This is a genomic window from Duganella fentianensis (assembly GCF_964031615.1).
Taxonomy (GTDB): Bacteria; Pseudomonadota; Gammaproteobacteria; order Burkholderiales; family Burkholderiaceae_D; genus Rugamonas; species Rugamonas fentianensis_A.
Genome location: NZ_CAXIQN010000013.1, coordinates 260559 through 287003 on the forward strand (window position 1 = coordinate 260559; position 26445 = coordinate 287003).

The window sequence follows — 26445 nt, forward strand, 5'->3', positions numbered from 1 at the left end:
ACTCAGCGCGTGCCGGGTCTAGCGTTGGCCATGGCGACCTGATTGCTGGACGGGATATTCTGTTCTATCCACTTCAGCATATCCTGCCAGATGCGGCGCATTTCAGCCTGATCGGGCAGGCGGCCCGCGCTTGGTAGTTCGATGGTCAGCACTGGCACCTGACTACTGCTGTAGGCACCAAGCGAACCGGGATAGACGCCGATGGGCGCCAGCCGCAGTGCACCGAAGCGCACCGGCGGGTCGACCGGGCCATCGAAATCCAGTACGCCGAACGGCGCATGCACGGAGATGATCAGTTGCGGCTTGAAGCGTTTGATTTCCTCGCTGAGCCAGCGGCTTTCCGGTTCCGACAGGGGGCTGGAGCCGGGGAAGCGGCGCGGGTCGCGTCCCGTTTTGCTGACCCAGTAGCGCTGCGCTTCCACATTCCAGCGCGGGGTAGGGAAGTTGCGGTTCAGGTCCACCCCGTTGGCGTTGACGCGGCGCGGCTTGGGCGCCAGCATGCCGTCCGGATTCAGCACCGGTACGATATTCCAGTGCAGCGGGCTGCTGTCAGAGGGCGGCAGCCACTGCATCCACTGGAACACCGCCGATGAAGCGCTCAGTTCATCGCCATGGATGCCGCCGATCAGCAGCACGCGCACGGCATCCTTTTTGCTGGTGGAAGCCTGCTGGCGCGTCAGGATGGGGAAACCCTGACGCGAACGGGCACCCGACTGCACCAGCTGGCTGTTCTGGCACATGGCCGGCGTCACGCTTTGCAGGCGTGCCGTCAGGCGCGCGCAGGGCGTACGGGCACTGGCTGAATTGTTAGCGGCCGGGGCGTTGTTCTTGTGTGCGGGAGCGTGGCCATGTGCTGCAGCATGGGCCGGAGCCGCCAGCGCTGCGGCGCTGAAAACGGAGCTGGTGCACGTTATGGAAAACGTCAGTAAGGCGAGAAAATTGAGTGATCGCATCAGGTAGCTGGAGTGTGCCGGAGTAGTCCGCATCCGGCCCACATTATAGCTGAATTCCCTCGCCACTTACGCTGCCGGTGACTGGAACTTCTTGCGGTAGGAAGCCGGCTGCATGCCGACGCGCTGCTGGAACAGGCGGCGGAAGGAATTGCTGTCTGCATAGCCGACCTTGAAGGTAATGCTGTCCAGATTCATGCGGGTCGATTCCAGCAGGTGCTTGGCGCGTTCCAGGCGCAGCGTCTGCAGGTAGGCTAGCGGCGTGTACTGGGTGGCTTCCTTGAAGCGGCGCACGAAGTTGCGGGGGCTGAAGCCGAAGCGCTGGGCCAGCTGGTCGATCGCCTGCGGCTGGTCGAAATGCTGTTCCAGCCAGTTCTGCACGCGCAGGATGTCGCCATCGCCGTGGGCTTTGGGCATATTCCACATGACATACACAGATTGCTCGGTGGGGGCACTATCGATCAGCAGGTAGCGGCTGCATTTCTGCGCCAGTTCCAGCGAGCCGTAACGGCGGATCAGGTGCAGCAGCAAATGGGCCGAAGCACCGGCGCCACCACTGGTAATGACGCGGTTGTCTTCGCACAGTACGTCGCGTTCGGCCATGCAGATCTGCGGATAGCGGCGCCGGAACAGGTCGGCCAGCGCCCAGTGGGTGGTGGCACGGGCGCCGTCCAGCAAGCCCGTTTCGGCCAGCATGAAGGCGCCCGTGCATAGCGAAGCGAGTACGCTGCCCTTGCTGTGCTGCTGGCGCAGCCAGTCCGTATAGCGGCCAAAGCCGGGCAGGGCATCGCGCAGCGTGAACAGGAAACCCGGTACCAGCACCAGATCGGTATGGCGGATGGCGTCCAGCGCCAGATCGGCATGCAGGGTCTGGCCGCTCAGGGTGGCCACAGGGCCGCCATCGAGCGAGGCAGTCTGGATCTCGAAAATCGGCTGGCCGGCAAACAGATTGGCGGCCTTGAGCAGTTCCAGTGCCGTGGTGGCACTGGCAGCGGAACATTGTTCGGACAGCAGCAAGGTCAGGTGCATGGCGGATTTCGCATGAAATAAGTCATTTCTGCACCTACTCTAGCAGAATTGCCTGCCCTATAGTGATGGTCATCGTCTACTTTGCTCTAGTGCCCATGAATCTCTGGTTCCGTCTGCTCAACATGCTGCTGCGCCGCCCGTGGCGTCAGTCGGTCGATCCGTTTGCCACTACCGTGATGGCGATGCGGGTGTGGCCGCTTGATCTCGATCTGAATTTCCACGTTACCAACGGCCGCTATTTCACCATGGCCGATGTGGGCCGTATGGACTATGTGCTCAAGACGGGCGCCTATCGCACAGCACTGCGCCACAAGGCCGTGCCCATCGTCGGCGATGTGTGGGGCAAGTTCCGTCGCGAACTGCGTCTGTTCGAGCGTTTCGAAATCCATACCCGCATGCTGGGCTGGGACGAAAAATGGCTGTTCGTCGAACACCGCTTCATGAGCAAGGGGCGGGTAGTGGGCGTGGTGATCATGCGCGGCGTGTTCCGCGCTGGCCGCGGTCCGCTGCCACCGATCGAGATCGTGCGCGATCTGGGCGTGCCGGAACAGTCACCGGCCTTGCCGGAATGGCTGCAGCGCTGGTCCGATAGCTGCGATGGCCTGAGTGGCCAACTGCGCAGCGAAGAAGGGCGTGAATAGTCCGTCGCCTAGCTACGGGCGCCCAGCGCGGAGCAGTTCAGTTCGATGATGCCGCGCTGCAGAGCCAGCACGGCCGCATGGGTGCGGTCGTTGGCCGTGAGCTTGGTCAGGATGTTCTTCACGTGGGCTTTGACAGTGTCTTCGGAAATATCCAGATTGAGCGCGATGCGCTTGTTGGACTTGCCATCGGCCACCAGCTTGAGCACTTCCACTTCGCGCTTGCTGAGCGTATCGCCGCCGGCCGGCGCAATCATTTCCATGGCAATTTCAGGCGGGATGCAGCGCCGTCCGCCGTACACCTGCCGTACCGTATCGAGCATATCCTTGCGCAGCATGCTTTTCAGCAGATAGCCCGAGGCACCCGCCTTCACGGCGCGCAAAGCACGCACATCGCCCTCGTAGGTAGTGAGGATGATGATCTTGGCGTGCGGGAATTCCTTGCGGATAGCGATGGTGGCATCGATGCCGTTCAGATCCGGCATCTGGATGTCCATCAGCGTGATATCCGGTTGCAGGCGGCGGAACACTTCCAGCGCTTCGCTGCCGCTGGCAGCCGTGCCGACTAGTCGCATATCGCTCTGGCTTTCGATCACGCTGGCAATGCCCTGCCGCATCAGTGGATGGTCATCCACGGAGAGTATGTTGATCACTGCGGTCGATTCGCAAGTTTCCATGATTCCCGTTGCAAAAAAGACCTGGGTGGTAGTACGCCACACAGGCGTCACTAGCATCCACAGTATTGATATAAATCACAACTATAGCACCGATTTAACAAACCGGTAGTCACTCACAGGACTGCGCCGTGCCTTGCTATTGCAGTGCAGCCAGCGGCGCAAAGTCAATTACCCGAAAGAGTCATTGTGGCGCGGCGCCAGAGGGGCGACAGTGCATTTTTCTCGCCGGAGTCCGGTTGCCATGTGGTTCTCCCCCGACGTCGTTCTGGCCTTGCTGTATGCCACACAGGGGCAGGATCCGTGCGCATTGCTGCAGGTGCTGGCCAGCAGTGTGCTGGTGTATGCGTTGTGCAGCGTGGCAATGTGGCGCGCGCACCAGCAGGCGCGTCAGCACATTGCCCCGCTACCGCCCAACCGCGTCGCGCACGATGTGCTGATACAGGGCGGGCAGGGGCTGATGCTGAGTCTGTATGCCACGGCCTTACAGTTGCCGGCTGGTAGCCGCGGCCGGCGTGAACTGGAGCGCTTACTGGATGAGGGCGACCGCTGGCTCGCGCATAGCCGGCAGGTATTGCAGCGGCAGCAGCAGGGTGATGGCCGGCTGGAACAGCGTCTGCTGGAATTGCCCGAGCGTGCCGGCTGGCCAGCGCCGCTGGCTTACTGCGTCAGCGTGCTGGGCTGCACGCAGGCCTTGTCGCCCGACGTGCAGCAGGTCTGTCTGCAACTGGTGCAGGCCATGCTGGCCACCGCGCTGCCGGACGCCCACCGGCTCGAAGTAGAACTGTGTTTTGGCCGGGGTCAGCTGGGCTTGCGTGTGTGTCACGATGGCAGCGCGACTGGTGCCGCCATCGCCGCTCATGCACTGGACGTGGCGCAGCTGGCGGCATTGCTGCGGCCGGTTGAACCTGCCGCGCTGCAGCTGCAGCTGTGGCGTGGCGCACGTGCGGGAGTGGAACTATCGCTGCAGCTCAGCCTCCCCGGCCAGCCCGCGCTGGCGCCGGTCAGCACGGTGCGCCTGTGCTGGCAGCGACTCCGGCGTCAGCTATATCCGTTCTAGCACGTGGCCGGTGCGCCGCGTATTACCCGAAAGAGTAGGTCGCCACCCCCGCTTAATGGCGATGTGCAATGTTGCTCATTTTTCTAAACTGCTGATTCACGTGGTCCAGTCTGTTGTGGTCTGGCCGCGCGGCGCTCCGTGCAATGTCTGTGCGCAGCGTAACCGTCAACCAGATCCGATAGGAGCAATCATGGATAGCGAAGAGCAGGTCGACCACCAGCGCCGTACGGTCATGCTCGGCAGCGTGGCCGCCATCGGCGCGCTCAACTTCCCCTTCGTCGCAACGGCAGCAGCGGGCAATCAGGCACATCAATTTCACGGAGAGAAAAAAATGGCTTACTTCAAAACCAAAGACGGTACCGATATCTACTACAAGGACTGGGGCTCGGGTCAGCCTGTGGTGTTCTGCCACGGCTGGCCGCTGAACTCGGATAGCTGGGAATCGCAGATGATCTTCCTGGCGTCGCAAGGCTACCGCTGCATCGCTCACGACCGCCGCGGGCATGGCCGCTCCAGCCAGCCTTGGCAGGGTAACGACATGGATCACTACGCCGACGATCTGCATCAGCTGATCGAGCTGCTGGATCTGAAGAATGTGATCCTGTTCGGTTTTTCTACTGGCGGTGGTGAAGTGGCGCGCTACATCGGCCGCCATGGTACTAAGCGTCTGGCCAAGGCCGGACTGATTTCCGCCGTGCCGCCGCTGATGCTGAAAACCGACAGCAATCCGAATGGTCTGCCGATGGCGGTGTTCGATGGCATCCGTGCCGGTTCGCTGGCCAACCGCGCCCAGCTGTATCTGGATATCGCCGGTGGCCCGTTCTACGGCTTCAATCGCCCCGGTGCGAAAGTGTCGCAAGGTCTGATCTATTCGTGGTGGGCGCAGGGCATGCAGGCCGGCCACAAGAATACCTATGACTGCATCAAGGCGTTCTCGGAAACCGACTTCCGCGAAGACCTGAAGAAATTCAATATCCCGACGCTGATCGTGCATGGTGACGATGACCAGATCGTGCCGATCGAAGCCTCCGGCCGTGCCGCTGCCAAGCTGGTGAAGAACGCCAAGCTGATCGAATACGCCGGTGCGCCGCACGGTCTGACCGACACCCACAAGGAACAGTTCAACAAGGACATGCTGGCCTTCATCAAAGGATAAGCCGCCCATCCATGCAAAGACTGTATGCCATGTTTCCGGCAGGCAGAGCCGGCGCAGGCTTGCTGATTCTGCGTGTGGTTGTGGCTCTGCAGCTGCTGGCGGCGGGCGGAAGTTGCGTCCGTCCAGCCATGGGCAGCGTGCTGATCTGGCTGGGGCAGGCGATGGCTGTGCTGCTGTGTATCGGCATCGCTACGCCTGTGCTGGCACTGCTATATGCAGGCATGGCGCTGTACTGCCTGCTGCAGCACTGGTCAGCTGCGCCCATGCTGCTGGCGATGTACGGACTGATTATCGCCAACAGCGTGGCGCTGGCCTTGCTGGGGCCCGGTGCGTATTCACTCGATGCGCAACTGTTTGGCCGCCGCCTGATCGTCGTGCGTTCGGGCGCAGCGGCTGCCGACGACCAACCTTCTGATGATGACATCTGACTAGCGAGAATGACAATGACGAAACTGACCACGGCCGCCGGAGCACCAGTGGCCGATAACCAGAATACCCAGAGTGCCGGTGCGCGCGGCCCCTTGCTGCTGCAGGATGTATGGCATCTGGAGAAGATGGCGCACTTCAACCGTGAAGTGATTCCCGAGCGGCGCATGCATGCCAAGGGTTCCGGCGCCTTCGGAACCTTTACGGTGACGCACGATATCTCGGCCTACAGCAAAGCTGCCGTGTTTTCCGCCGTGGGCAAGCAGAGCGAGATCTTCATGCGCTTTTCCACCGTAGCTGGCGAACGCGGTGCGGCCGACGCCGAGCGCGATATTCGCGGCTTTGCTGTCAAGTTCTACACGGAGCAGGGCAACTGGGATGTGGTGGGCAATAACACCCCCGTGTTCTTCATGCGCGATCCGCTCAAGTTTCCGGACTTGAACCATGCGGTGAAACGCGATCCCCGTACTAATCTGCGCAGTGCCCATAACAACTGGGACTACTGGACGCTGATGCCGGAAGCGCTGCACCAGATCACCATCGTGATGAGCGAACGGGGCATCCCCGCCAGCTATCGCCACATGCACGGCTTTGGCAGCCACACGTACAGCATGCTCAATGCCAGCAACCAGCGCTTCTGGGTCAAGTTCCATTTCATCTGCCAGCAGGGCATCGTCAATCTGACCGATGCCGAAGCCCAGCAGCTGATCGGGCAGGACCGCGAAAGCGCCCAGCGTGATCTGTACCACAGCATCGAGCATGGCGATTTCCCCCGCTGGGTGCTGAAGATACAGGTGATGCCGGAACACGATGCGGCCAGCTACCACATCAATCCTTTCGATCTGAGCAAAGTCTGGCCGCATAAAGACTATCCGCTGATCGAAGTGGGTGTGCTGGAACTGAACCGCAATCCCGCTAACTATTTCGCCGATGTGGAGCAGTCCGCGTTCTCGCCCGCCAATGTGGTGCCCGGCATCGGCTTCTCGCCCGACCGCATGCTGCAATCGCGCCTGTTTGCCTACGGCGATGCGCAGCGCTACCGGCTCGGCGTGAACCACCATCAGATTCCCGTCAATGCGCCTAAATGCCCGTTCCACAGCTATCACCGCGATGGTGCTGGCCGGGTCGATGGCAACTACGGCAGCACGGTGGGTTATGAGCCCAATTCGCACGGCGCATGGCAGCAGCAGCCGGAGTTTATCGAACCGCTGCTGGCGCTGCAGGGCGCGGCCGGACACTGGGACCACCACGTCGACGAAGACTATTACAGCCAGCCCGGTGCGCTATTCCGTCTGTTTAATGGGGAGCAGCGTCAGGCCCTGTTCGACAACACGGCCCGTTCGCTACACGGCGTGGCCAGCGAAATCCAGCAACGCCATATCCGCCACTGTGCGCTGGCCGATCCGGCCTACGGTGCCGGTGTGGCGGCCGCGCTGGCAGCACTGGCGGGTTAGCCCCCGTCCGCACTCTCTGTCGTTTTGATCCATCGCTTCACCCAACCCAACCCAACCAAGGAAAACATCATGCCTATCGCAAAAGCCGAAGCCGGCAAAGCCCTGCTGAACCCGACCAACCACACCCTGATCATGATCGACCATCAGCCACAGATGGCCTTCGCTACCAAGTCCATCGATCCGGTCGCGCTGCGTAACAACGCCGCCATGGTGGCCAAGGCCGCCAAGGAATTCAAGGTGGCGACTATTCTGACGACGGTGGCAGAGAAATCCTTCTCCGGCCCCATCTTCGAAGAAATCAAGAGCGTGTTCCCCGACGAGCACATCATCGACCGTACCACCATGAATACATGGGAAGACAGCCGCATCGCCGAAGTGGTCAACGCCAAAGGCAAGGGCCGCATCGTACTGGCCGGTCTGTGGACGTCGGTGTGCATCGTCGGTCCGGCCATCTCGGCGCTGGAGCAGGGCTTCGAAGTGTATGTGATCGCCGATGCCTGCGGCGATGTATCGGACGAAGCCCACGAGCGCGCCATGGAGCGCATGATACAGATGGGCGCCCGTCCGATGACGTCGCTGCAGTATCTGCTGGAACTGCAGCGTGACTGGGCCCGTGGCGAGACCTATAACCAGACTGTGGCCACCGCTGTCACCCATGGCGGCGGCTATGGTCTGGGCCTGATCTATGCCAAGAGCATGTTCAACGCCAGCGAAGGCCATTAATCTGCGCTGCTAGTTTGTCAGCTTGTTAGTCAGGACGCGGCCAGCGTGCAGGCTGGCCGCGTTCCATCCCGAATTCCGGAAGGTTCCCATGTCCGCAGACCTGATACTCCATAACGGCCAGTTCCACACGGTGGACCGCAGCCAGCCACTGGCTACGGCCGTCGCCATCAAGGATGGCAAATTCCTCGCCGTCGGCGACGACGCCAGCGTGATGCGCTTGCTGACCGAGCAGACCCGCGTGATCGATCTGCAGAAACGCTGCGTGATCCCCGGCCTGAACGACTCGCACATCCACCTGATCCGCGGCGGGCTCAATTACAACCTCGAACTGCGCTGGGAAGGCGTGCCGTCGCTGGCCGATGCGCTGCGCATGCTCAAGCAGCAGGCCTTGCGCACGCCGTCGCCCCAGTGGGTGCGGGTGGTGGGCGGCTGGAGCGAATTCCAGTTTGCCGAACAGCGCATGCCCACGCTCGATGAAATCAATGCCGCGGCACCCGATACGCCGGTGTTCATCCTGCACCTGTATGACCGCGCGCTGCTCAACCGTGCTGCCTTGCGCGCAGTGGGCTACACTAGAGACACGCCGAATCCGCCCGGCGGCGAAATCCAGCGCGACGCTTCCGGCAACCCCACCGGCATGCTGATTGCGCGGCCGAATGCCATGATTCTGTATGCCACGCTGGCCAAAGGCCCCAAGCTGCCGCTGGAAATGCAGGTCAATTCCACCCGCCAGTTCATGCGCGAACTGAACCGGCTAGGTCTGACCAGCGCAATCGATGCGGGGGGCGGCTTCCAGAACTATCCGGAAGACTATGCCATCATCGACCAGCTGGCGCGCGAGCAGCAACTGACTGTGCGCATTGCCTACAATCTGTTCACCCAGAACAAGGGGCAGGAACTGCAGGACTTCCAGCGCTGGAGCGAGATGGTCAAGCCCGGCGATGGCAGCGATTTCTATCGCCATAACGGCGCCGGCGAAATGCTGGTGTTTTCTGCCGCCGACTTCGAAGACTTTCTTGAACCGCGCCCCGATCTGGCGGCCGGCATGGAGGACGAGCTGGAAAAAGTGGTGCGCCATCTGGTCAGCCAGCGCTGGCCGTTTCGCTTGCATGCCACCTACGACGAATCGATCAGCCGCATGCTGGACGTGTTCGAGAAGGTCAATCGCGAGATTCCGTTCGATGGTCTGCACTGGATGTTCGACCATGCCGAGACTATCTCCGAACGGAATATCGAACGGGTGCGCGAACTGGGCGGCGGCATCGCCATCCAGCACCGCATGGCGTTTCAGGGCGAGTATTTTGTCGAACGCTATGGCGCCGAGGCAGCCAGCGCCACGCCGCCCGTGGCCAAGATGCTGGAGCTGGGCGTACCGGTGGGCGCCGGTACCGATGCCACCCGTGTGGCCAGCTACAACCCGTGGACGGCGCTGTACTGGCTGGTGTCCGGCTGCACCGTGGGCGGCTTGCGCATTGCCGGTGTGAATGCGCGCCTGTCGCGCGATGCGGCGCTGGAATTGTGGACCCGTGGCAGTAGCTGGTTCTCCAACGAGCAGGGCAAGAAAGGGCAGATCAAAGCAGGCCAGCTGGCCGATCTGGCGGTGCTGTCGGCCGACTACTTCAGCGTGCCGGAAGGCTGCATCAAGGATATCGAATCGGTGCTGACCATGGTCGACGGCAAGATCGTGTATGGCGCGGCAGAATTCGGCCCGCTCGGACCACCGGCCCTGCCCGTGCTGCCCGAATGGTCGCCCGTGAGCAAAGTCAGCGGCCATTACCGCGCGGTGTATTCGTCCCAGCCTAAGCCAGCGCTGGCGCACCAGTGCCGTGGCGCCTGCGGCGTGCACGCGCACCAGCATGATGTAGCGCGCCGTTCCAGCGTACCGGTCTCCGACTACGCCGGTTTCTGGGGCGCGTTCGGCTGCAGCTGCTTTGCATTCTGAGGGAGCGATCTATGTCATACGCCAAAGTGTTACTGGGGCTGGTGATCTCCTTCATCACGGGCGCGGGTTGCCAGTTGCTGCGCATTCCCGTGCCATCGCCACCTGTGCTGAGCGGCGCGCTGCTGGTGTTCGCCATGAGCGTGGGCTACTGGCTGGTGGATCGCTCCATGCGCCATTGCGAAGCGCGCCATAAAAGCCTGTGCGGTGGCCATGCTATCAGCACGCGCAAGGAGGGCTGAGATGGGACTGCTGCTAGGGGTATTACTGGGACTGGCCATCGGTGGCCTGTGCCGCTGGCTGGATATTCCGTCACCGGCACCGCCCACACCGATAGGCGCTTTGCTGGTGGTGGCGATGACGGCCGGCTATCTGGCTGCCGCCCAGTTGATGTGAGGACGCCATGCTGAAACGCGCGACATGGCTGGCGCCGCAGCCAGATCTGGGCTTGCTGCTGTTGCGGCTGGGCGGTGCCTATCTGCTGATGATGGTGCATGGCCTGCCCAAGCTGCAGCACTACGCGGGCGAACTGGCGCAGATCGACGATCCGCTGCACCTGGGGCGCCAGTTGACGCTGTGGCTGGCCTTGCTGGCCGAGGTGCTGTGCCCGCTGGCGATTGCGGCCGGCCTGTACACGCGGCTGGCCTGTGTGCCAGTGCTGGTACTGCTGCTGGTGTCGCTGCTGGCAGTGCATCCGGACTGGAGTCTGGCCGAGGGACAGTTCGGCTGGCTGCTGCTGGTAATCTTTGCCAGCATCGGCGTGGCCGGTGGCGGCCGCTATGCGCTAGCGGGCCTGCTGGCGCGGCAGGCGACTATGCTGGCGTCCGTGCCGGAGGCGCCGACGCTAGCTGGCACCACCCGCCCGCAGGATGAAGGTTCTGGTGGACGGCATGGCTAACCGGCATGCGCTGGGCATAGCACTGGGCTACACGGCGGGCTATGTCGACACGGTGGGCTTTGTCGCACTATCCGGTCTGTTCACCGCCCATGTCACGGGCAACTTTGTGCTGATCGGTAGCGAACTGGCGCAGCCCGGCCATGGCGTGCTAATCAAGCTGCTGGCCTTTCCCGCCTTTATTCTGGGTGTGGTGGCCGCGCGCCTGCTGGCGCTAGCGCTGGAAGCGCGCCAGCGTCCGGCGGCACGCGCGCTGACGCTGCTGCAGTTGCTCTTGCTGCTGGCCTTCATGCTGCTGGGCCGGGCAGCGTGGCCCGTACAGCAGACCAATGCCTTGCTTCCTGTGCTGGCCGGTATGGCCGGTGCGGCCGCCATGGGCGTGCAGAATGCGGCTAGCCGGCTGGTCTGGAGCGAACTGGCACCGACCACCGTGATGACCGGCAATGTCACCCAGCTGGTGCTGGATCTGGTCGATCTGGCGCGCGGGAACGGCGCAGCGGACACGCTGTCGCGCTTATGGAAATTCCTCTGGCCCGTGCTGGCATTCGGTCTGGGCGCGCTGCATGGTGCACTGGCCTACCTGTATGGCGGCTTCTGGGCGCTGCTGCTGCCCATGGCCATGCTAGCGGGCGTGCTGCTGCAGGCAAATAACGGCCGATGATGTCCGGTGATAGATCGCGTGAAAAAAGTCATAGACGGCTACCCTGTACCAGCTTGTTTTTATGGTTACACTGTCATTTCTATAATGTCAGAGAGAATGTTTGTGTATTTTGCAAAAATGTGGGCGGCGCTGTCGCTGTTGCTGCTAGCGCTGTCTGCCGCAGCAACGCCCGCGCCGCCTAGCCCGCTGTTATCGGACTATACCCACACCGCATGGAATGGCCTGAACGGTGCGCCGGTCGACGTCCACAAGATCGCCCAGACTAGCGATGGCTGGCTGTGGGCGGCGACGCCGGCTGGGCTGTTCCGTTTTGATGGCGTACATTTCGAACGGATGGAGCAGATCCACGGGCAGGCGCTGCGCTCGAATAATGTGATGGGCCTGCTGGCACCGGCCGATGGCAGCCTGTGGGTGGGTTACCGGCTGGGTGGCGTCAGCATGTTCGGCCCGCAGGGCGTGCGCCATTTCGGGCCAGCGCAAGGCTTGCCGGATAGCGCCGTGTGGAGCCTCGCGCAGGGGCCGGATGGCAGCGTATGGGTGGCTACCAGCGCCAGTATGGCCAGTCTGGCGCCGGGTGCGCAACGCTTCACCACGCCCGATCCCGCTTCGGGGCTGGCCAATACGCTGGTGCGCCAGATCCTGTTCGATCGCGCGGGCGTGCAGTGGGTGTCGGCACAGGGCGGGGTGTATTTCCGCGCCCCCGGTGCCAGCCGCTATACGCAGGCCTGGCCACGGCTCGATCTGATGGCCATGGCGGAAGGGCCCGATGGCACCATGTGGGCTTGCGATGGCCTGAGCAAATGCTACCGCATGAGCATGACGGCACCCGCCGGCAATCTGCCAGCACAGGCGGAAGTGGAAGGCAACGGCATCCATTTCGACCGCGATGGCGGCATGTGGACTTTGCGCTTTCATGCGCTCAACCGTTACCTGCGCGGCAGTGGTGCAACGGTCAGTCCCGATCAGCAGCTGAACAAGGAAAATGGCCTGAGTGGTCCGCTGCCGCAGACTTTTTTTCAGGACCGCGAAGGCAGTATCTGGATCGGCACATCGAACGGCATTGACCGGCTGCGGCGTAACCGCCTGCAGGTGATGCCGGTGGCGGTGCCGTTCGATCAGCCCATGCTGGTCAGCGTAGGCAATGGTGAAGTGCTGATCTCCGATTCGGCCACGCCGCTGCGCCGTTACCGTCCCGATGGCGCGTCCGAATTCGAACATGCGGGTAATTTCGATGCCGCCTACCGTGATGGCGAGGGCGTGCTCTGGCTGGGCAACGGTGATGGCTTGTGGCGCCGTAACGGGCCGGCCCAGTACAGCCGCACCCCCATGCCCGCCGAACTGGCGAGTTTTCCCGTACAGGCGATGGTGCACGATGCTGACCGGCGGATGTGGGTGTCGGTGGGGCGCAAAGGGCTGTATCGCATCGAGCAAGGGCAGTGGCGCAAACATGGCGGTCTGGCCGGCCTGCCGGACGATATGGCCATGTGTCTGGCCAGAGACGGGGCAGGACGGGTCTGGGCCGGCTATCTGCGCAATCAGGTGGCGCTGATCGATGGCGGCACGGCGCAACTGTTCGGTCCTGTGCAGGGTCTGGCGCTGGGCAATGTGCTGGCGCTGCTGGTCGACGGCGATCACCTGTGGCTGGGTGGTGAAGGCGGGCTGGCGCTGCTCGACCTGAAGCGGCAGCCGCTGCGGTTCTTGCCGGTGCAGCTGGCGGCAACGCCTGCCGCCGGTAGTCTGCGTGGCATCTCCGGCATCGTCCGTACCGCAGACGGCGAGTTGTGGCTGCATGGTGCCAGCGGCATTACGCGGATTGCGGCGACGGAAGTGGCGCGCCTGCTGGCGCGGCCGGAGCAGCCCGTGCAGGCCGAAATTTTCAATGCGCTGGATGGTCTGCTGGGCTTGCCCGGGCAGTTCCGTCCCCTCAACAGCGTGCTGGCCGATAGCACGGGACGACTGTGGTTTTCGACGGCCAGCGAGGTGGCCACGCTGGACCCGCGCCGGATCGCCCGCAATCCGCAGGCACCTTCGGTGCAGATTACCGGGGTGCGCGCCGGTGCGGTCGATTATCCGTCCAGCATGACGGTGCAACTGCCGCAGGACCAGCGCGACGTGCGCTTCAGTTTTACGGCACTCAGTCTGGGCATGCCCGAGCGGGTGGCGTTCCGCTATCAGCTACAAGGGTATGACAAGGAGTGGCAGGACCCGCAGGGCCGGCGCGAAGCCTTCTATACCAACTTGCCGCCCGGCAGCTACCGCTTTGTCGTGCGCGCCGCCAATGAAGACGGCGTGTGGAATCAGCAGGGCGCCGCACTGTGGCTGAATATCGCGCCGGCCTTCACGGAGACGGCGCTGTTCTACCTGCTGCTAGTGCTGGCTGCGCTGGCGCTGCTGTACATTTTCTACCTGCTGCGGGTACGCTATCTGACGGCGCACATGCAGGACCTGATGCACGAACGGCTGGCGGAACGGGCGCGCATCGCCCGCGGCCTGCATGACACGCTGCTGCAGAGCGTACAGGGGCTGATCATGTACTTTGACAGTCAGGCGCGGCGCCTGCCCAGCGATTCGGAAGAGCGGGCCAAGCTGGAGCAGACGCTGGATCTGGCCGACCAGCTGATGGTGGAAGGGCGCGAGCACATCATGGATCTGCGCAGCGAAGCCATACCCGAGCAGCTGGAACAGGCGCTGCAGCAGTATGGCCGCGTGCTGCTGCACGAGCATTTCAGCATACGCGTACTGGGCAAGCCGCGCCTGCTGTGCGATGCCGTACGCAATGAAGTACACGCCATCGCCCGCGAAGCGCTGCTCAATGCCGCGCGCCATGCCAAGGCCAGCATGGTGCTGCTGGAGATCGATTACCAGCGCGACTATTTCATCGTGCGCGTCAGTGATAACGGTCAGGGTCTGCCCAGCCACATTGCTCAGGCTGGCCAGCGCGAAGGCCACTGGGGGCTGGTCGGCATGAAGGAAAGGGCCGAAGCAATGGGGGCGCAGTTCCGCCTCGATTCGGCAGCGGGACAGGGGACCCGTATCGAGCTCAGACTCAGTATGACTTTGGCCACAGCCCAGCCGGCACGGAGTAAATAAATACTTTCCGATCAGAGGACTCTGGCATATCATCGTGCAAGCAGCCGAGCGTATTGTCTTATTCCTTCAGTGTTCACATCGGGAGTATTTCATGCAAGAGCGTTATGATCCGTTGCAAGTCATTGCCGAGCAGGCCGACAAGATTATGCTGGGCGTGCTGGGCGCCTTACTGCTGTTTTCCTTTGCGCTGGCCGGCCTGAACCAGACCTGGGGCCTGGCCTTGCTGATCGGCGTGCCCAGCGCCGCCATCCCTGTCGTGCTGCACTTCAACGCCCCCGGCGCCTTGCAGACGCGCTGCGTGATTGCCGTGGCGCTGATGGTGTTTGCGGCGCTGAATATCCATCAGGGCGCCGGCCTGACCGAGCTGCATTTCGGTATCTTCGTCTATCTGGCGTTCTTGCTGGCTTACCGCGACTGGCGCCCCATCGTGGTAGCGGCGGCCGTGATCGCCGTCCACCATCTGAGCTTCCACTATCTGCAGGAGTGGGGTTATGGCGTGATGTGCTTTACCCGTCCCCAGCTTTCCACGGTGTTCATCCATGCGGCCTATGTGGTGGTGGAATCGGCGGTGCTGATCCATCTGGCGCTGATACTGCGCCGGGCTGCCTGTCAGGCGGCCGAGCTGGAAAGTATCGTTGCCGCGCTGGCCGCGATCGAAGGCCGGATTGACCTGTCGGCTGCGGAAGCCAGCCCGCGCAGCCGGCTGGCCAGCAAGCTGGTGGAAATGCTGAGCACCATGCGCGACACCATAGGCGGGGTGCGCGCGGGTGCCGATGCGATTGCCGCCGCCTCGGGCGAGATCGCGCAGGGCAATGCCGAGCTATCGCGCCGCACCGAGCGTCAGGCCGGCAGTGTGGAGCAGACCGCTACCTCGATGGCCAAGCTGGCGGCCATGGTGCGGCAGAATAACGAGAGCGCGCGGCAGGCCAATGAGCTGGCCCAGAGCGCTTCGCAGATCGCCGAGCGCGGCGGCGAGGCCGTGCGGCAGGTGGTCGATACCATGGGCGTGATCAATGCGTCGTCGCGCCAGATCGTCGACATCATCAGCGTCATCGACGGCATCGCTTTCCAGACCAATATACTGGCGCTGAATGCGGCGGTGGAAGCTGCCCGTGCCGGCGAGCAGGGCCGCGGCTTTGCCGTAGTGGCGACCGAGGTGCGCAATCTGGCACACCGCTCCGCGGCAGCGGCCAAGGAAATCAAGGAGCTGATCAACAACACCGTGCAGACGGTGGAAAGCGGCAGCCGGCTGGTCGATGGTGCCGGCAGCACCATGCTGGAAGTGGTCAGCAGCGTGCAGCGCGTGACGGCCATCATGGGCGAAATGAGTAGTGCCAATCAGGAGCAGAACGAAGGCATAGAACGGATCAACCATGCCATCGTCGAGTTTGATGAAACCACCCAGCAGAATGCCGCGCTAGTGCAGGAAGATGCGGCGGCCGCCGATGCACTGGCACAGGAAGCCCAGCATCTGGCGGCACTGGTGGCAGCCTTTAAACTGAGCGAGCGCCAAAGCGTGGCGCCAGCCAGCACGTCACGTCTGGCCCTCGCTGCCAGCTAGCTACAGGCGCGCCTAGAAGCTGTAGGTCAGCCCTGCATCGACCGAGCGCCCGGTGCCGGGCAAGGTGCGCAGGCTGCCACCGGCGGCACGCAGGCCGGACAGGTAGACCCCTGCCAGCGGATCGGCGTAGGCTTTATCCAGCAGGTTGCTGATGCCTGCACTGAGCTGCAGCTGCTTGCCCAGCTGGTAGCGGCTGTGTAGCGCGAGCAGACCATAGCCGGCCGTAACGGGCTCCAGACGGCGCAGGTCAGGCTGGGTCTTGTGGCGTACCAGTTTCAGTTCCAGCTGATTGCTCCATGCACCGTGACGCTGCTCCAGTGTCAGTACGCTGTTGAGTGGCATCATGTGATACAGCGCGCCTCCGTCCGCGCGCTGGCCACGCGTATAGGCGGCCGTGCCGTTCAGGCTGACCGTACCCAGCGCAGCACTCTGCGCCAGCGGCAGCTGCCAGCTCAGATTGGCGCCGTACAGGCGGGCGTTGTGGTTGGCAAACTGCAGCAAGGCACCTTTGGCTGCCGGCTGGCTATACGGATTGAACTGGCCCAGCACGTCGACGTCGATATAGTCCTGCACGCGGTTGTAATACGGGTTGAACTTGACGAACCAGCTGCTGCTACCGCTGCCGCCATGCCAGTGCGCGGTGGCGCCCAGCGTGTAGGCGACTTCGGGACGCAGGGCCAGATTGCCCACATAACCGTTACCATCGCCGAACCAGTTGGTCATGGTCATGGCCATGCGGCCACGGCCCCACGAATAGCGTTCGTACAGATTGGGCGAGCGGGTCTTGCGCGCGGCGGCGAGTTCGAAACTGCTGGCGGCATCGGCTTCATAGCGTGACAGGGCCGTGAGGTCGTAGTTATTGTCGCGCTGGCGGTGCTCGCTCGCATTGAAAATTTGCGCCGCCGCTGCATCGGCGGCATTCATCATATTGCTGGCGTAAGGCTGCACCGCTCCCGTATTCATGCGCACGGATTCCCAGCGTGCCCCCAGCAGGCTGGTCCACTGGGAGTCGTGGCGGGTTTCCGCTTCGCCGAACAGGGCCAGCCGGTCGCGCTGGCCGTGGTTGATGTTCAGGTAGGTCTGCGGACCCATCATCATCGAGCCCGCTACGGCCGGCCAGTAATCGTTGAGGCGGAACACGTGGTATTCCTGTCCCAGCCGCAGCACTGCGGCATCGCCTTGCGGCAGGCTGGCTTTCAGGCTGTAGCCGGTATTCCGGCCCTGCGTCACCATCGGCATCATGCCATTGCGTTCCGGCGTGAAGAAGCCCATGTCGTGGCTGGTGCGTTCCCAGTAGCCGCTGGCATCGAGCTCGCCCCAGCCGAAGCGGGCGTGGTAGTTGACGTTGCCGAAGCGTGCAGTGTTATCCGTCATATCCATATACTGGTTGGGGAAGCCCTGATACGGAATATGCTGGGTGCCGAGTCGTACGCTGAGCTGCTGGCCATTGCCGCGCCAGCCCAGCAGCACGGCTTGATTGATGCTCTCGTACAGGCTGGCTAGCACGCGCTGGCCATTGCCGTCGGTATAACTGTGACTGCGCGCGTAGGCCGCGGTATAGCCGAGGCTGACGGTGTCGCTGGCGATGCCGGCGCTGATTCCGCTGCTCAGACCATTGCCATTGCTGCGCCCAGTGAAGCTGAGCTTGCCGCTGCTGCGCAAGCTGCCGGCCGCTTCGGCATACACGGGGGCAGCAGAGCGCACGGTGATGCTGCCGCCTATGCTGTCGCCACCCGCGCTGACGGGTGTCACACCGGCCAGTACATCGATGTGGCTGACCTGAAGCGGATCGATGTAGGACAGTGGTGCGTTCATGTGGTTGGCGCAGGCTGCGCTGAGCTCCATGCCGTCGATGCGGATTTTCAGACGGTCGTCACCCAGACCATTGACCATGGGCAGGCCGGACACGCCGCCGCCTTGCGCCACGCTGTAGCCGGCTACGCCGTTCAACAACTGACTGGTATCGCCGATGCCGGACTGATTAACCAGCGGGCGCTCGGCCATGGCGCTGACCAGTACCTTCAGGCGCGGTTCCTGATGTAGATCATTTTCATTCTGGGCCCGTGCACTGTTGGTGAAGCTGAGACCGGCGGCAGCGAGCAGATAAAACGGGTAGGCAGAGAACTTCATAACTTTCCTTGAAACGAATACGATGGCGCTACGCGCACGCAGCGAGGGCGTGCGCAGGCAGGCAGCGGCCTAGCCGGTGCGCTGCAGCGATAAACAGAGTGGCGAGGACGTTAACTCAGGCGCCTGCGGGCGGCGCACGGGGATAGGCGGCAGACCACGCATGGGGCGTGACGGCTGCCGAGTAGTAGCGGGGTGGATATGGCGCACGTCCGGCCGTGCTTGCCAGTAGCAGTTTGCCGCTGGCAGGCAGGGCGTACAGGGGGCTGTGGGTGGCGCAGTACAGGCAGTGTTCGATGCCTGCCTTGGCTGGCGTGGACAGGGGCTTGCCCTGACTATCGAGCTTGATCAGCTTGCTGCCACTGGTGCTACAGATTTCGATGGTGCTAGTGGTGCCCTGACGATATTCGAGCGCGCGCGTGAGCGTAGGGGCGAGTACGCCGAACAGGAAAGTCAGCATGACTATCCAGATCTGCAGGAATCGGCGTGGCGCATGAAAATTCATGCATGAATTATAGCGTCAGCTCGCTGCAACGCCTAAGCGGAACGCTATGTTTGCTCGCTTGCGGTCTAGCCCAGCAGTGCCTCGGCGTCCTCGGCGCTCATCGGTTTGCCAAAGCAATAGCCCTGCAGTTCGTCGCAGCCGGCCAGCCGCGCTGCTTCGGCCTGCTCCTGACTTTCGACCCCTTCTGCTACCACGGCCAGTCCCAGTACCGTGGCCAGTTTGCAGATGGCTTCGACGACGGCCGTCCCTGCGCGTCCCGGCAGGGGATCGATCAGTGCCTTGTCGATCTTGACGGTATCGAGTGGCAGGTCGCGCAGCATGCTGAGCGAGGAGAAGCCGGTGCCGAAGTCGTCGATGGCGATGTGGATGCCGCCGCTGCGCAGTTCGCGCAACTGGGTGCAGGTATGCGCCAGATTTTCCACTGCCGCACTCTCGGTAATCTCCAGCGTCAGCAGGCGGGCGGGCAACTGGTATTCCTGCAGGATGCTCAGCACTAACTGAGGGAAGTGCGGGTTGAGTAACTGCAGCGGCGAGACATTCACGGCAATCGGCACACAGGCTTTGCCGGCGCTCAGCCAGGTGGCCTGCTGCTGGCAGGCGCTGCGCAGCAGCAGCGTACCCAGTTCGACGATCAGGCCGGTGGTTTCGGCGGCGGCTATGAACACCTGCGGATTGACCATGCCGATGCCGGGCCGGTGCCAGCGCGCTAGCGCTTCGAAGCCGATAACCTGCTGGCTGGCCGCATCGACTTTGGGCTGGTAGCACAGGTAGACATGGCGTTCGCGGATGCCGGCGCGCAGCGCCTGCTCGAGCGTCAGCATGTCGCTGCTGCCCTGCTGGAAGCTGGCCTGCGCCCGCACGATATTGCTGCCCGGATGGCGCTTGGCCACATGCATGGCCGCGTTGCTGGCGCGTAGCAGCGACTCGTCCAGTGGCCCGTCGGCCGGATAGCTGGCCTGACCGATCGACGTGTCGACATAGAATTCGCCCAGCGGGGTCTGCAGCGGCGCCTGCAGGCGTGTTAGCAGCGCCTGTTCCAGTTGCTGCAGCGCTGGCGCGTCAGCCGGCAGGGGACTGGCGAGGATGAATTCGTCGATGCCGATACGGTAAAGCTGGCCAAGGCCTTCGCTGAGTGCGGCAATCGCTTGCGCATAGGCTTTGAGGATGGCATCGCCGCTGCTGTAGCCGTGCGCCGTGTTGAACAGTTTGAAGCGGTCGATATTCAGCAGATACAGTGTCACATGGGGATGGGCGGCGCTATCCTGCCGGTATTCATGCAGACGCTGCATCAGCGCGCCGCGGTTAGGCAGACCGGTCAGCTCGTCATGGGTGGCACGGTGCAGCAGGGCGCGGTTGTGCTCCATGCGCTCGGTCTCGTCGGTAATCATCAGACAGACGGCAAACTGCTGATCCCAGCGCACGCGGTAGGCGAAGAAATGCAGATAGCACTGGCTGCCATCGATGCGCAGGCGCTGGCCCTCCCAGCTCGCCCGTTCGAGGCTGCCGTCCAGCAGTTGCTGGAACAGGGCGATGACTTTGCGGCGATCTTCGGCGGGCGTGCTCTCTTCCAGAAAGGCGGGCGTGAGGCGCGCGGCATGCTCGGCGCCATAGATGCGCAGCGTGGCCGGATTGGCATACAGCAGGTCGCTGGTAGTCATGATGGCTACGCCTTGCAGCGAATATTCGGTCAGGCGCGCAAAGCGTTCGCTGGCATGCAGCGATTCCGTTGCGGACAGGTCGAGCGAGACGTACAGTACCGCAAAGCCCAGCGCCGTGCGCAGCACCGCGCCAGTGGCAAACTGCAGCATGATGGTGTGTGCTTCGCCACTGATGGAAATTAGGGGATGAGCCGCCAGTAGCAATAGCAAGGGCCCGATCAGCCGGTGCGGGCGCGAGCGATGGCGCAACACGCGGGTGGCTAGCAGGCCGACGCACAGATAGATCAGCGCTACGGCCGTCTGCGAGCCCAGCGCCTCCGGCTGCATGGCCACGGACACCATCAGGCTGAATAGTGAAATTGCCAGCACGCGGGCACGCCAGCCGCGCAGTGCGGCGCCCATCAGGTCGAACACACCGGCAGTGAGGAAGTACAGGCTGCAACTGGCCAGTGCAGGTATCACTAGCAGATTGACGGGGCTGCGGTCGTCGGCATCCTGAAACAGCGCAAAGGTGATGACGGAGCCAGCGACGCCGAAGAAGGATAGGCCTAGCTTGCGCGCAAAGCCCTGGGCACGGTTACGGCGCCATGCAAACAGCAGGCTGATGCCGACCACCAACTCTACCGCCGCAGCGAAATAAAAGAGTGCCGTCATACCTTCCCCGAGGAAATTGTTGCTTTGATTATAGTTCGGAGCGGGGCCACTGATGCAGATGCTGATGCGGCTTTGTGGCAGAAATGCAGAAGGGGCGGCCAGAGCCGCCCCTTTGCTGCGATGCGGTACGGTCAGCGTGCGCCGGCGGCGAACTCGCGCCGTGGCAGACGCAGCTTGATGCTGGTCACGGGCGCATCGGCAGCAGTGGCTAGCGTGATCTGGTACTCGCCAGCGGCGATCAGCCATTTGCCACGGCGGCTGTCGTACACAGCCAGCGTGCGCGGGTCGAGCTGTAGCGTGCTGCTGGCGCTAGCACCGGCGGCCAGACTCAGCTTGTCCCAGCCAGCGAGGCGTTTCGGTGCTTCCCAGCCGCCGCCCACCTTGCTGACATAGATCTGCGGCACGGCCTTGCCAGCACGCGCGCCAGTATTGCTGACCTTGAAGCTGACGCCGATGCTGCCCTGCTGCGCGTGTGCCTGCAGGCCTTCATAGCGGAAGCTGGTGTAGGACAGGCCATGGCCGAAAGCGAACAGTGGCTTCAGTTGCTGCTTGTCGAACCATTTATAGCCCACCGCGGCGCCTTCGATGTTGTAGTCGGTATCGAAGCGCACGTCTTCGGCCAGACCACGGCCATCGAGCACGGGACGGGGCAACTGGGCGGTGCTGGCAGGGAAGGTGGCCGGCAGACGGCCGGAGGCATCGACTTCCCCCGTCAGCACGCGGGCGATGGCGGCGCCACCGGCACTGCCCGGATACCATGCTTGCAGTACGGCGCCGACCTGATCCAGCCACGGCATGGTGACCGGCGAGCCCGTTTCCAGCACTACCACCGTGCGCGGATTGGCCGCGGCCACGGCGCTGATGGTGGCGTCCTGCTGCTGTGGCAATTGCAGGTCAGGCTGGTCGAGCGATTCGGCCGTCCACTGGGTGGCGAAGACGACGGCCAGATCGCTGCTGGCGGCCAGACGGGCGGCCGCAGCGGCATCTTTGCCATCGTGGTACACCAGCTGGGCGTTCAGGCGTTTGGCCAGTTCCTGCATGGGCGAGGAAGGCAGATAGGTGATCGGGCCGGGGAAGCCTTCTGGTCCTTCATTGGGCACCACCGGTGCACCGGCCGGATACACTTGCGACGAACCGCCACCCGATAGCACACCCACATCGGCATGGCCGCCGATGATGGCGATGCTGCGATACTGCTGGCCCAGCGGCAGCAGCTGCTGGCTGTTCTTCAGCAGCACCATGCCTTCTTCCGCACCGGCCTGCGCGATGGCGGCACTGGCCTTGTAGTCGATCTGGTTCTCGGCGACCTGCACCGGATGTTCGAGCAGACCGTTGACCACCATGGCGCGCACGATGCGCAGCGCCATATCGTCGAGCCGCTGGAGCGGCACGTGGCCGTTCTCTACCGCTTCCTTGAGCGGCTCCTTGAAATACGGCGACAGGTCGAACGGCCAGCCCGATTGCTGATCGAGGCCGTTCACTGCCGCCGCTACGGTGGAGTGGGTGGCGCCCCAGTCCGACATTACATAGCCGCTATAGCCCCAGTCGCGTTTGAGTACCTGATTGAGCAGATAGTCGTTCTCGCAGGCGTAGGCGCCGTTGACGCGGTTGTAACCGCACATCACCGAACCGGGATTGCCCCGTTCGATGGCGATCTGGAAGGCCAGCAGATCGGACATGCGGGCCGCCGCATCATCGAGTTTGGCATTGACCTTCATGCGTCCCGTTTCCTGATTGTTCAAAGCGTAGTGCTTGACGGTCGCGATCACATGGTTGGACTGGATGCCGCGGATCTGTTCGCCTGCCATGATGCCGGCCAGCAGCGGATCTTCGCCGCCATATTCGAAGTTGCGGCCATTGCGCGGTTCCCGCTGCAGATTGACGCCGCCAGCCAGCATCACGTTATGGCCGGACAGTCGGGCTTCGCGGCCTATCATGGCGCCGCCCGCATAGGCCACGGCAGGATTCCAGCTGGCGGCAGTCGAAATGCCTGCCGGTAGCGCCGTGCGGGCACGCGGGGCGGGGCCGGGCTGGGTCGCTACGCCCATGCCCGCATCGGTCAGTTGCTGATGGGGGATGCCCAGCCGGGCTATGCCGTAGACAAAACCGGCCGAGTAGGGCACCCCTTCGGGCGGCTTGGCCACGCCCTTGAAATCGGTGGAGAAATAGCCGAATACCAGCTTCAGTTTTTCGTCCAGCGTCATCTGGCCGACCAGCTGGCGTGCGCGCTGTTCGTGCAATTCGGTGTTCCGCGCGTCCAGTGCGCTAGCCGGACCGACCGCGCACAGCAGCGCCACGGCAGCCGGGATACAGAGTTTGACAACGTTTTCAGAAAGGCGCGTGGAAAAACGCTTGCGCGGTTTGGCAGGGAAACCCGAAGGGGAGGATTTTTTCATGGTTGTCTCGTCAGCTTGCGGGGCAAGCAATATCGTTATGGGAAGACTGCAGCGGGAAATACTAACACGATTATTACAAAACGTTAATAATTATCGGGTACTGTGGCATACGCTGGCTTGATGCGCCACATCAGGGCTGGCGCGCGACGGCGGCCAGTCTGGCGGCCGCATCGTCCGCGCTCATGCGCTCGTTGCTCCAGAACTGGTTAATCACGTCCCACATGCGTGCCACCGTGTGGGCTGGCTGGGCCATGCCATGTGCCAGACTAGGCAGCAGGGTGCCGCGTTTGGCGCTGGCTTTGAAATCGGCACTGGCACGCCGTGCACAATCGTCGAAACGCTCCAGACTCACATCCTGCCGCACGGGAATCGAACCCTTGGCCAGATTGAAGGCTAGCTGGAAATCCTTGTCCATCACGGCATGGGCCAGATCGCGCTGGGCCTGTTTGTTCTTATCGTTCACCTGAAACATGGCCAGCGCGTCGATGTCAAACACAAAGGTCTGGGCTGTACCCGGCATGGCCACGCACAGAATATCACTGCCAGGCCGTTTGCCGGCCGCCTGCATCTCCGCTTTGGCCCAGTCGCCCATCAGCAGCATGCCGGCTTTGCCGTGGGTGAGCATGGCGGTCGAGGCGACCCAGTCCTGCCCGCTGGACTGGCTGCCGCTGTACTGCTTGAGGCGGCGGTAGGTGTTGAGAGTTTTAACCATCTGCGGACCGGCCAGTGCGCCAGCATCGAGCTGCACAAAGGCGCGCTGGTAGAACTCGGCGCCGCCCACACCGATCGCCACGCTCTCGAAGGTGCCCATATCCAGCCACGACTGGCTGCTGTGGGCCACGGGAATGATGCCAGCTTTTTTCATGGCCTCGGCCACGGCGAAAAATTCATCCCAGCTAGTGGGCGGGCGGGCATTGACCTTCTTCAGTGCAGCGGCATCGATCCACAGCCAGTTGACGCGGTGTACGTTAAGCGGCGCGGCCACGTAGCGGCCGTTGTGCTGCATGGTCTCGCTGACGCTATGCGGCAGCAGGGCATTCCAGTGGTCGGCGCGGGCCACATCGTCGATGCTGGACAGGCCGCCACGATGCGCCCACTCCTGTATCGCCGCGCCCTTGATCTGGGCAGCGGTAGGCGGGTTGCCGGAATTGACGCGCGATGCCAGCATCACCATGGCCAGTCCGCCGCCGCCGTTGGCCACTGTGAAATTCTTCCACACGTGGCCTTTGCGGTGCAGACTGGATTTGAGTTCGGCCACGGCGCCTGCTTCGCTGCCGCTGGTCCAGAAATGCAGCACCTCCACTTCGCCACCGCTGGCCGCGCCCATGCTGCTGGCTGCCGGCAGCAATGCCGCCAGCAGCGCCGACAGCAGCAGTGCGCTACGCCATGCGGGCCGGCGCGTCATGCTTCGCTGCCCTGTGCCACGGCGGCGCTGACGGGCAGGCGCAGCGTAATGATCAGGCCATGCGGCTGGTTATCCGACAGCAGGACGCGGCCATGATGGCTTTCGACGATTTCCTTGACGATGGCCAGACCCAGACCGCAGCCATCGCCCTGACTGGTGGCGCGCACGAAGCGCTCGAATACGCGGGCGCGGTCGGCGGCGGCGATGCCGGGGCCATTGTCGATGACTTTCAACAGCGCGTAGCGGCCATCGGCTTCCGTCTCGGCGCTAACCGTGATTTCTGCCTGCTCGCCTGCATAGTGCAGTGCATTGTCGATCAGATTGCTCAGCGCTTCGCGCAGCAGCGGCGCATTGGCATACACCAGTACGGGTGCGGTGGTGGTGGCTTCGGCCACGCCCAGATCGGCGCCGCTGCGCAAGGCGCGCGGCACCATCTGCGCCACCAGTTCCTGCACCAGCCGGGTCAGATCGACTTCGCTGCGTTGCAGGGTAGGGCCGGCGCCCGGTTCGGCACGGGCCAGCAGGAGTAGTTGCGAGACCAGATGGGCACTGCGCACGGCGCTCTGGTGGACCAGTGTGAGGCGCTTGCGCTGGGCTTCGTCGCTGGCCGCTTCCAGTGCCAGCTTGGTCTGGCCTTTCAGACCGGCCAGCGGCGTGCGCAACTGGTGCGCAGCGTCGCCGATGAAGCGCTGCTGCGCACCCACCTGACTGCGTACCGATTCCAGTAGCTGGTTCAGTGCATTCGCCAGCGAATGCAGTTCCACCGGCGCCAGATCGAGCTTGAGCGGGGTCAGATCGTTCGGCGCACGTTGCTCGACTTCGCGCCGCAGCCGGGCCAGCGGCGCCAGCCCCGCTTTCACGCCAGCCCAGACGATCAGGCTCATGGCCATCACCAGTAACGATAGTGGCAGCAGGGTATCGGCCAGTATCGCGCGCGCCAGTTCCTGCTGGTTGGCGCTGCTGCGTGCCACCTGCACCAGCATGGTCTGATCCGGCTCGGCCACGCCGCCATACGCTACATACAGCGCGGCGATGCGCATGGCTTTGCGCTTGCCGTCATCACCGGCTACTTCGCCGTCGTAGAAATAGGGCGTGTCGAGTTTATGGCTGGCCGCACCGGGCGGTGCGGGCAACTGGTTATTGCCGAGGATGAAGCGGCCGGGTGGCGTGCTGACGGTGTACATCACGCGGTCTTGCGGATCGGCTTCGAGGATTTCCTGTGCGGCGCGGGGGAAGTCGATCAGCAGGCCCTGTTCGATCGGCTTGACTTGCCGTAGCAGCGCACGCGAGCTTTGTACCAGACTGGCGTCGATGGCGCGGTTGGCATAACCGGCAGCCAGCCGGTAGGTCACCATGCCGCCGGCCAGCCACAGTATCAGCTGCGGTAACAACAGCCAGAGCAGGAGCTTGCGCTGCAGGGAGACCATGACGGCGCCGGCGTAGT

22 protein-coding genes are annotated in these 26445 nt (G+C 63.2%); 13 read left to right on the forward strand and 9 right to left on the reverse strand.

All coding sequences use genetic code 11. The features are described 5' to 3' along the window. Positions 1-2: 2 nt before the first annotated feature. Together ABNT42_RS09235 and ABNT42_RS09240 are read right to left on the reverse strand one after the other, a co-directional pair. Positions 3-953, reverse strand: a complete 951-nt coding sequence (locus tag ABNT42_RS09235; protein ID WP_348696379.1) for a M14 family zinc carboxypeptidase — start codon at positions 951-953, stop codon at positions 3-5. A gap of 66 nt (positions 954-1019) precedes the next feature. Next, complete coding sequence (locus ABNT42_RS09240) at positions 1020-1979, reverse strand: helix-turn-helix domain-containing protein (protein WP_348696380.1); 960 nt, start codon at positions 1977-1979, stop codon at positions 1020-1022. 95 nt (positions 1980-2074) lie between these two features. Between ABNT42_RS09240 and ABNT42_RS09245 the strand changes: the two genes are divergently transcribed. Then, entirely contained in the window at positions 2075-2620 is a 546-nt protein-coding gene (locus ABNT42_RS09245) for a thioesterase family protein (protein WP_348696381.1), read from the forward strand. An 8-nt stretch (positions 2621-2628) separates the two neighbouring features. Here ABNT42_RS09245 and ABNT42_RS09250 read toward each other — a convergent pair whose 3' ends face one another. Beyond that, the gene (locus ABNT42_RS09250) at positions 2629-3294 is read right to left on the reverse strand and encodes a response regulator transcription factor (protein WP_348696382.1); all 666 of its coding nucleotides are present in this window, start codon (positions 3292-3294) and stop codon (positions 2629-2631) included. Positions 3295-3535: 241 nt separating this feature from the next. Between ABNT42_RS09250 and ABNT42_RS09255 the strand changes: the two genes are divergently transcribed. The 12 genes from ABNT42_RS09255 (at position 3536) to ABNT42_RS09310 (ending at position 16256) form a co-directional block, all read left to right on the forward strand. Continuing rightward, complete coding sequence (locus tag ABNT42_RS09255) at positions 3536-4351, forward strand: hypothetical protein (protein ID WP_348696383.1); 816 nt, start codon at positions 3536-3538, stop codon at positions 4349-4351. 190 nt (positions 4352-4541) lie between these two features. Then, the gene (locus ABNT42_RS09260) at positions 4542-5507 is read left to right on the forward strand and encodes an alpha/beta hydrolase (protein ID WP_348696384.1); all 966 of its coding nucleotides are present in this window, start codon (positions 4542-4544) and stop codon (positions 5505-5507) included. A gap of 59 nt (positions 5508-5566) precedes the next feature. Then, on the forward strand, positions 5567-5935 hold the full coding sequence (locus ABNT42_RS09265; protein ID WP_348696385.1) for a hypothetical protein: 369 nt from the start codon (positions 5567-5569) through the stop codon (positions 5933-5935). Between the two features lie 15 nt (positions 5936-5950). Next, on the forward strand, positions 5951-7387 hold the full coding sequence (locus ABNT42_RS09270) for a catalase (RefSeq protein ID WP_348696386.1): 1437 nt from the start codon (positions 5951-5953) through the stop codon (positions 7385-7387). A gap of 69 nt (positions 7388-7456) precedes the next feature. Further along, positions 7457-8110: a hydrolase gene (locus tag ABNT42_RS09275; protein ID WP_348696387.1), complete on the forward strand. Its 654-nt coding sequence runs from the start codon at positions 7457-7459 to the stop codon at positions 8108-8110. An 88-nt stretch (positions 8111-8198) separates the two neighbouring features. Beyond that, on the forward strand, positions 8199-10052 hold the full coding sequence (locus tag ABNT42_RS09280) for an amidohydrolase (protein ID WP_348696388.1): 1854 nt from the start codon (positions 8199-8201) through the stop codon (positions 10050-10052). An 11-nt stretch (positions 10053-10063) separates the two neighbouring features. Continuing rightward, positions 10064-10291 carry a DUF1427 family protein gene (locus ABNT42_RS09285; RefSeq protein ID WP_348696389.1) on the forward strand — a complete coding sequence of 76 codons (228 nt, stop codon included), beginning with the start codon at positions 10064-10066 and terminating at the stop codon, positions 10289-10291. Between the two features lies 1 nt (position 10292). Beyond that, entirely contained in the window at positions 10293-10445 is a 153-nt protein-coding gene (locus tag ABNT42_RS09290; RefSeq protein ID WP_348696390.1) for a XapX domain-containing protein, read from the forward strand. A 7-nt stretch (positions 10446-10452) separates the two neighbouring features. Further along, a complete protein-coding gene (locus tag ABNT42_RS09295) occupies positions 10453-10947 on the forward strand; it encodes a DoxX family protein (RefSeq protein ID WP_348696391.1) in 495 nt (164 codons plus the stop codon). Further along, positions 10940-11605, forward strand: a complete 666-nt coding sequence (locus ABNT42_RS09300; protein ID WP_348696392.1) for a YoaK family protein — start codon at positions 10940-10942, stop codon at positions 11603-11605. The genes ABNT42_RS09295 and ABNT42_RS09300 overlap by 8 nt, the downstream gene beginning before the upstream one ends. A 102-nt stretch (positions 11606-11707) precedes the next feature. Continuing rightward, on the forward strand, positions 11708-14695 hold the full coding sequence (locus ABNT42_RS09305) for a two-component regulator propeller domain-containing protein (protein ID WP_348696393.1): 2988 nt from the start codon (positions 11708-11710) through the stop codon (positions 14693-14695). A 91-nt stretch (positions 14696-14786) separates the two neighbouring features. After that, positions 14787-16256 carry a methyl-accepting chemotaxis protein gene (locus ABNT42_RS09310; RefSeq protein ID WP_348696394.1) on the forward strand — a complete coding sequence of 490 codons (1470 nt, stop codon included), beginning with the start codon at positions 14787-14789 and terminating at the stop codon, positions 16254-16256. A gap of 12 nt (positions 16257-16268) precedes the next feature. Here the strand turns inward: ABNT42_RS09310 and ABNT42_RS09315 are convergent, their stop codons facing one another. The 6 genes from ABNT42_RS09315 to ABNT42_RS09340 all read right to left on the reverse strand — a co-directional run bounded on the left by ABNT42_RS09315 (position 16269) and on the right by ABNT42_RS09340 (position 26428). Then, complete coding sequence (locus tag ABNT42_RS09315) at positions 16269-18386, reverse strand: TonB-dependent receptor plug domain-containing protein (RefSeq protein ID WP_348696395.1); 2118 nt, start codon at positions 18384-18386, stop codon at positions 16269-16271. A 115-nt stretch (positions 18387-18501) separates the two neighbouring features. Next, the gene (locus tag ABNT42_RS09320) at positions 18502-18888 is read right to left on the reverse strand and encodes a DUF2946 domain-containing protein (RefSeq protein ID WP_348696396.1); all 387 of its coding nucleotides are present in this window, start codon (positions 18886-18888) and stop codon (positions 18502-18504) included. 65 nt (positions 18889-18953) lie between these two features. Continuing rightward, positions 18954-21200: an EAL domain-containing protein gene (locus ABNT42_RS09325; RefSeq protein WP_348696397.1), complete on the reverse strand. Its 2247-nt coding sequence runs from the start codon at positions 21198-21200 to the stop codon at positions 18954-18956. Positions 21201-21331: 131 nt separating this feature from the next. Then, complete coding sequence (locus ABNT42_RS09330) at positions 21332-23596, reverse strand: glycoside hydrolase family 3 C-terminal domain-containing protein (protein WP_348696398.1); 2265 nt, start codon at positions 23594-23596, stop codon at positions 21332-21334. Between the two features lie 130 nt (positions 23597-23726). Further along, positions 23727-25001: an ABC transporter substrate-binding protein gene (locus tag ABNT42_RS09335; protein ID WP_348696399.1), complete on the reverse strand. Its 1275-nt coding sequence runs from the start codon at positions 24999-25001 to the stop codon at positions 23727-23729. After that, positions 24998-26428, reverse strand: a complete 1431-nt coding sequence (locus ABNT42_RS09340) for a sensor histidine kinase (RefSeq protein WP_348696400.1) — start codon at positions 26426-26428, stop codon at positions 24998-25000. Before ABNT42_RS09340 ends, ABNT42_RS09335 begins: the two co-directional genes overlap by 4 nt. Positions 26429-26445 lie beyond the last annotated feature (17 nt).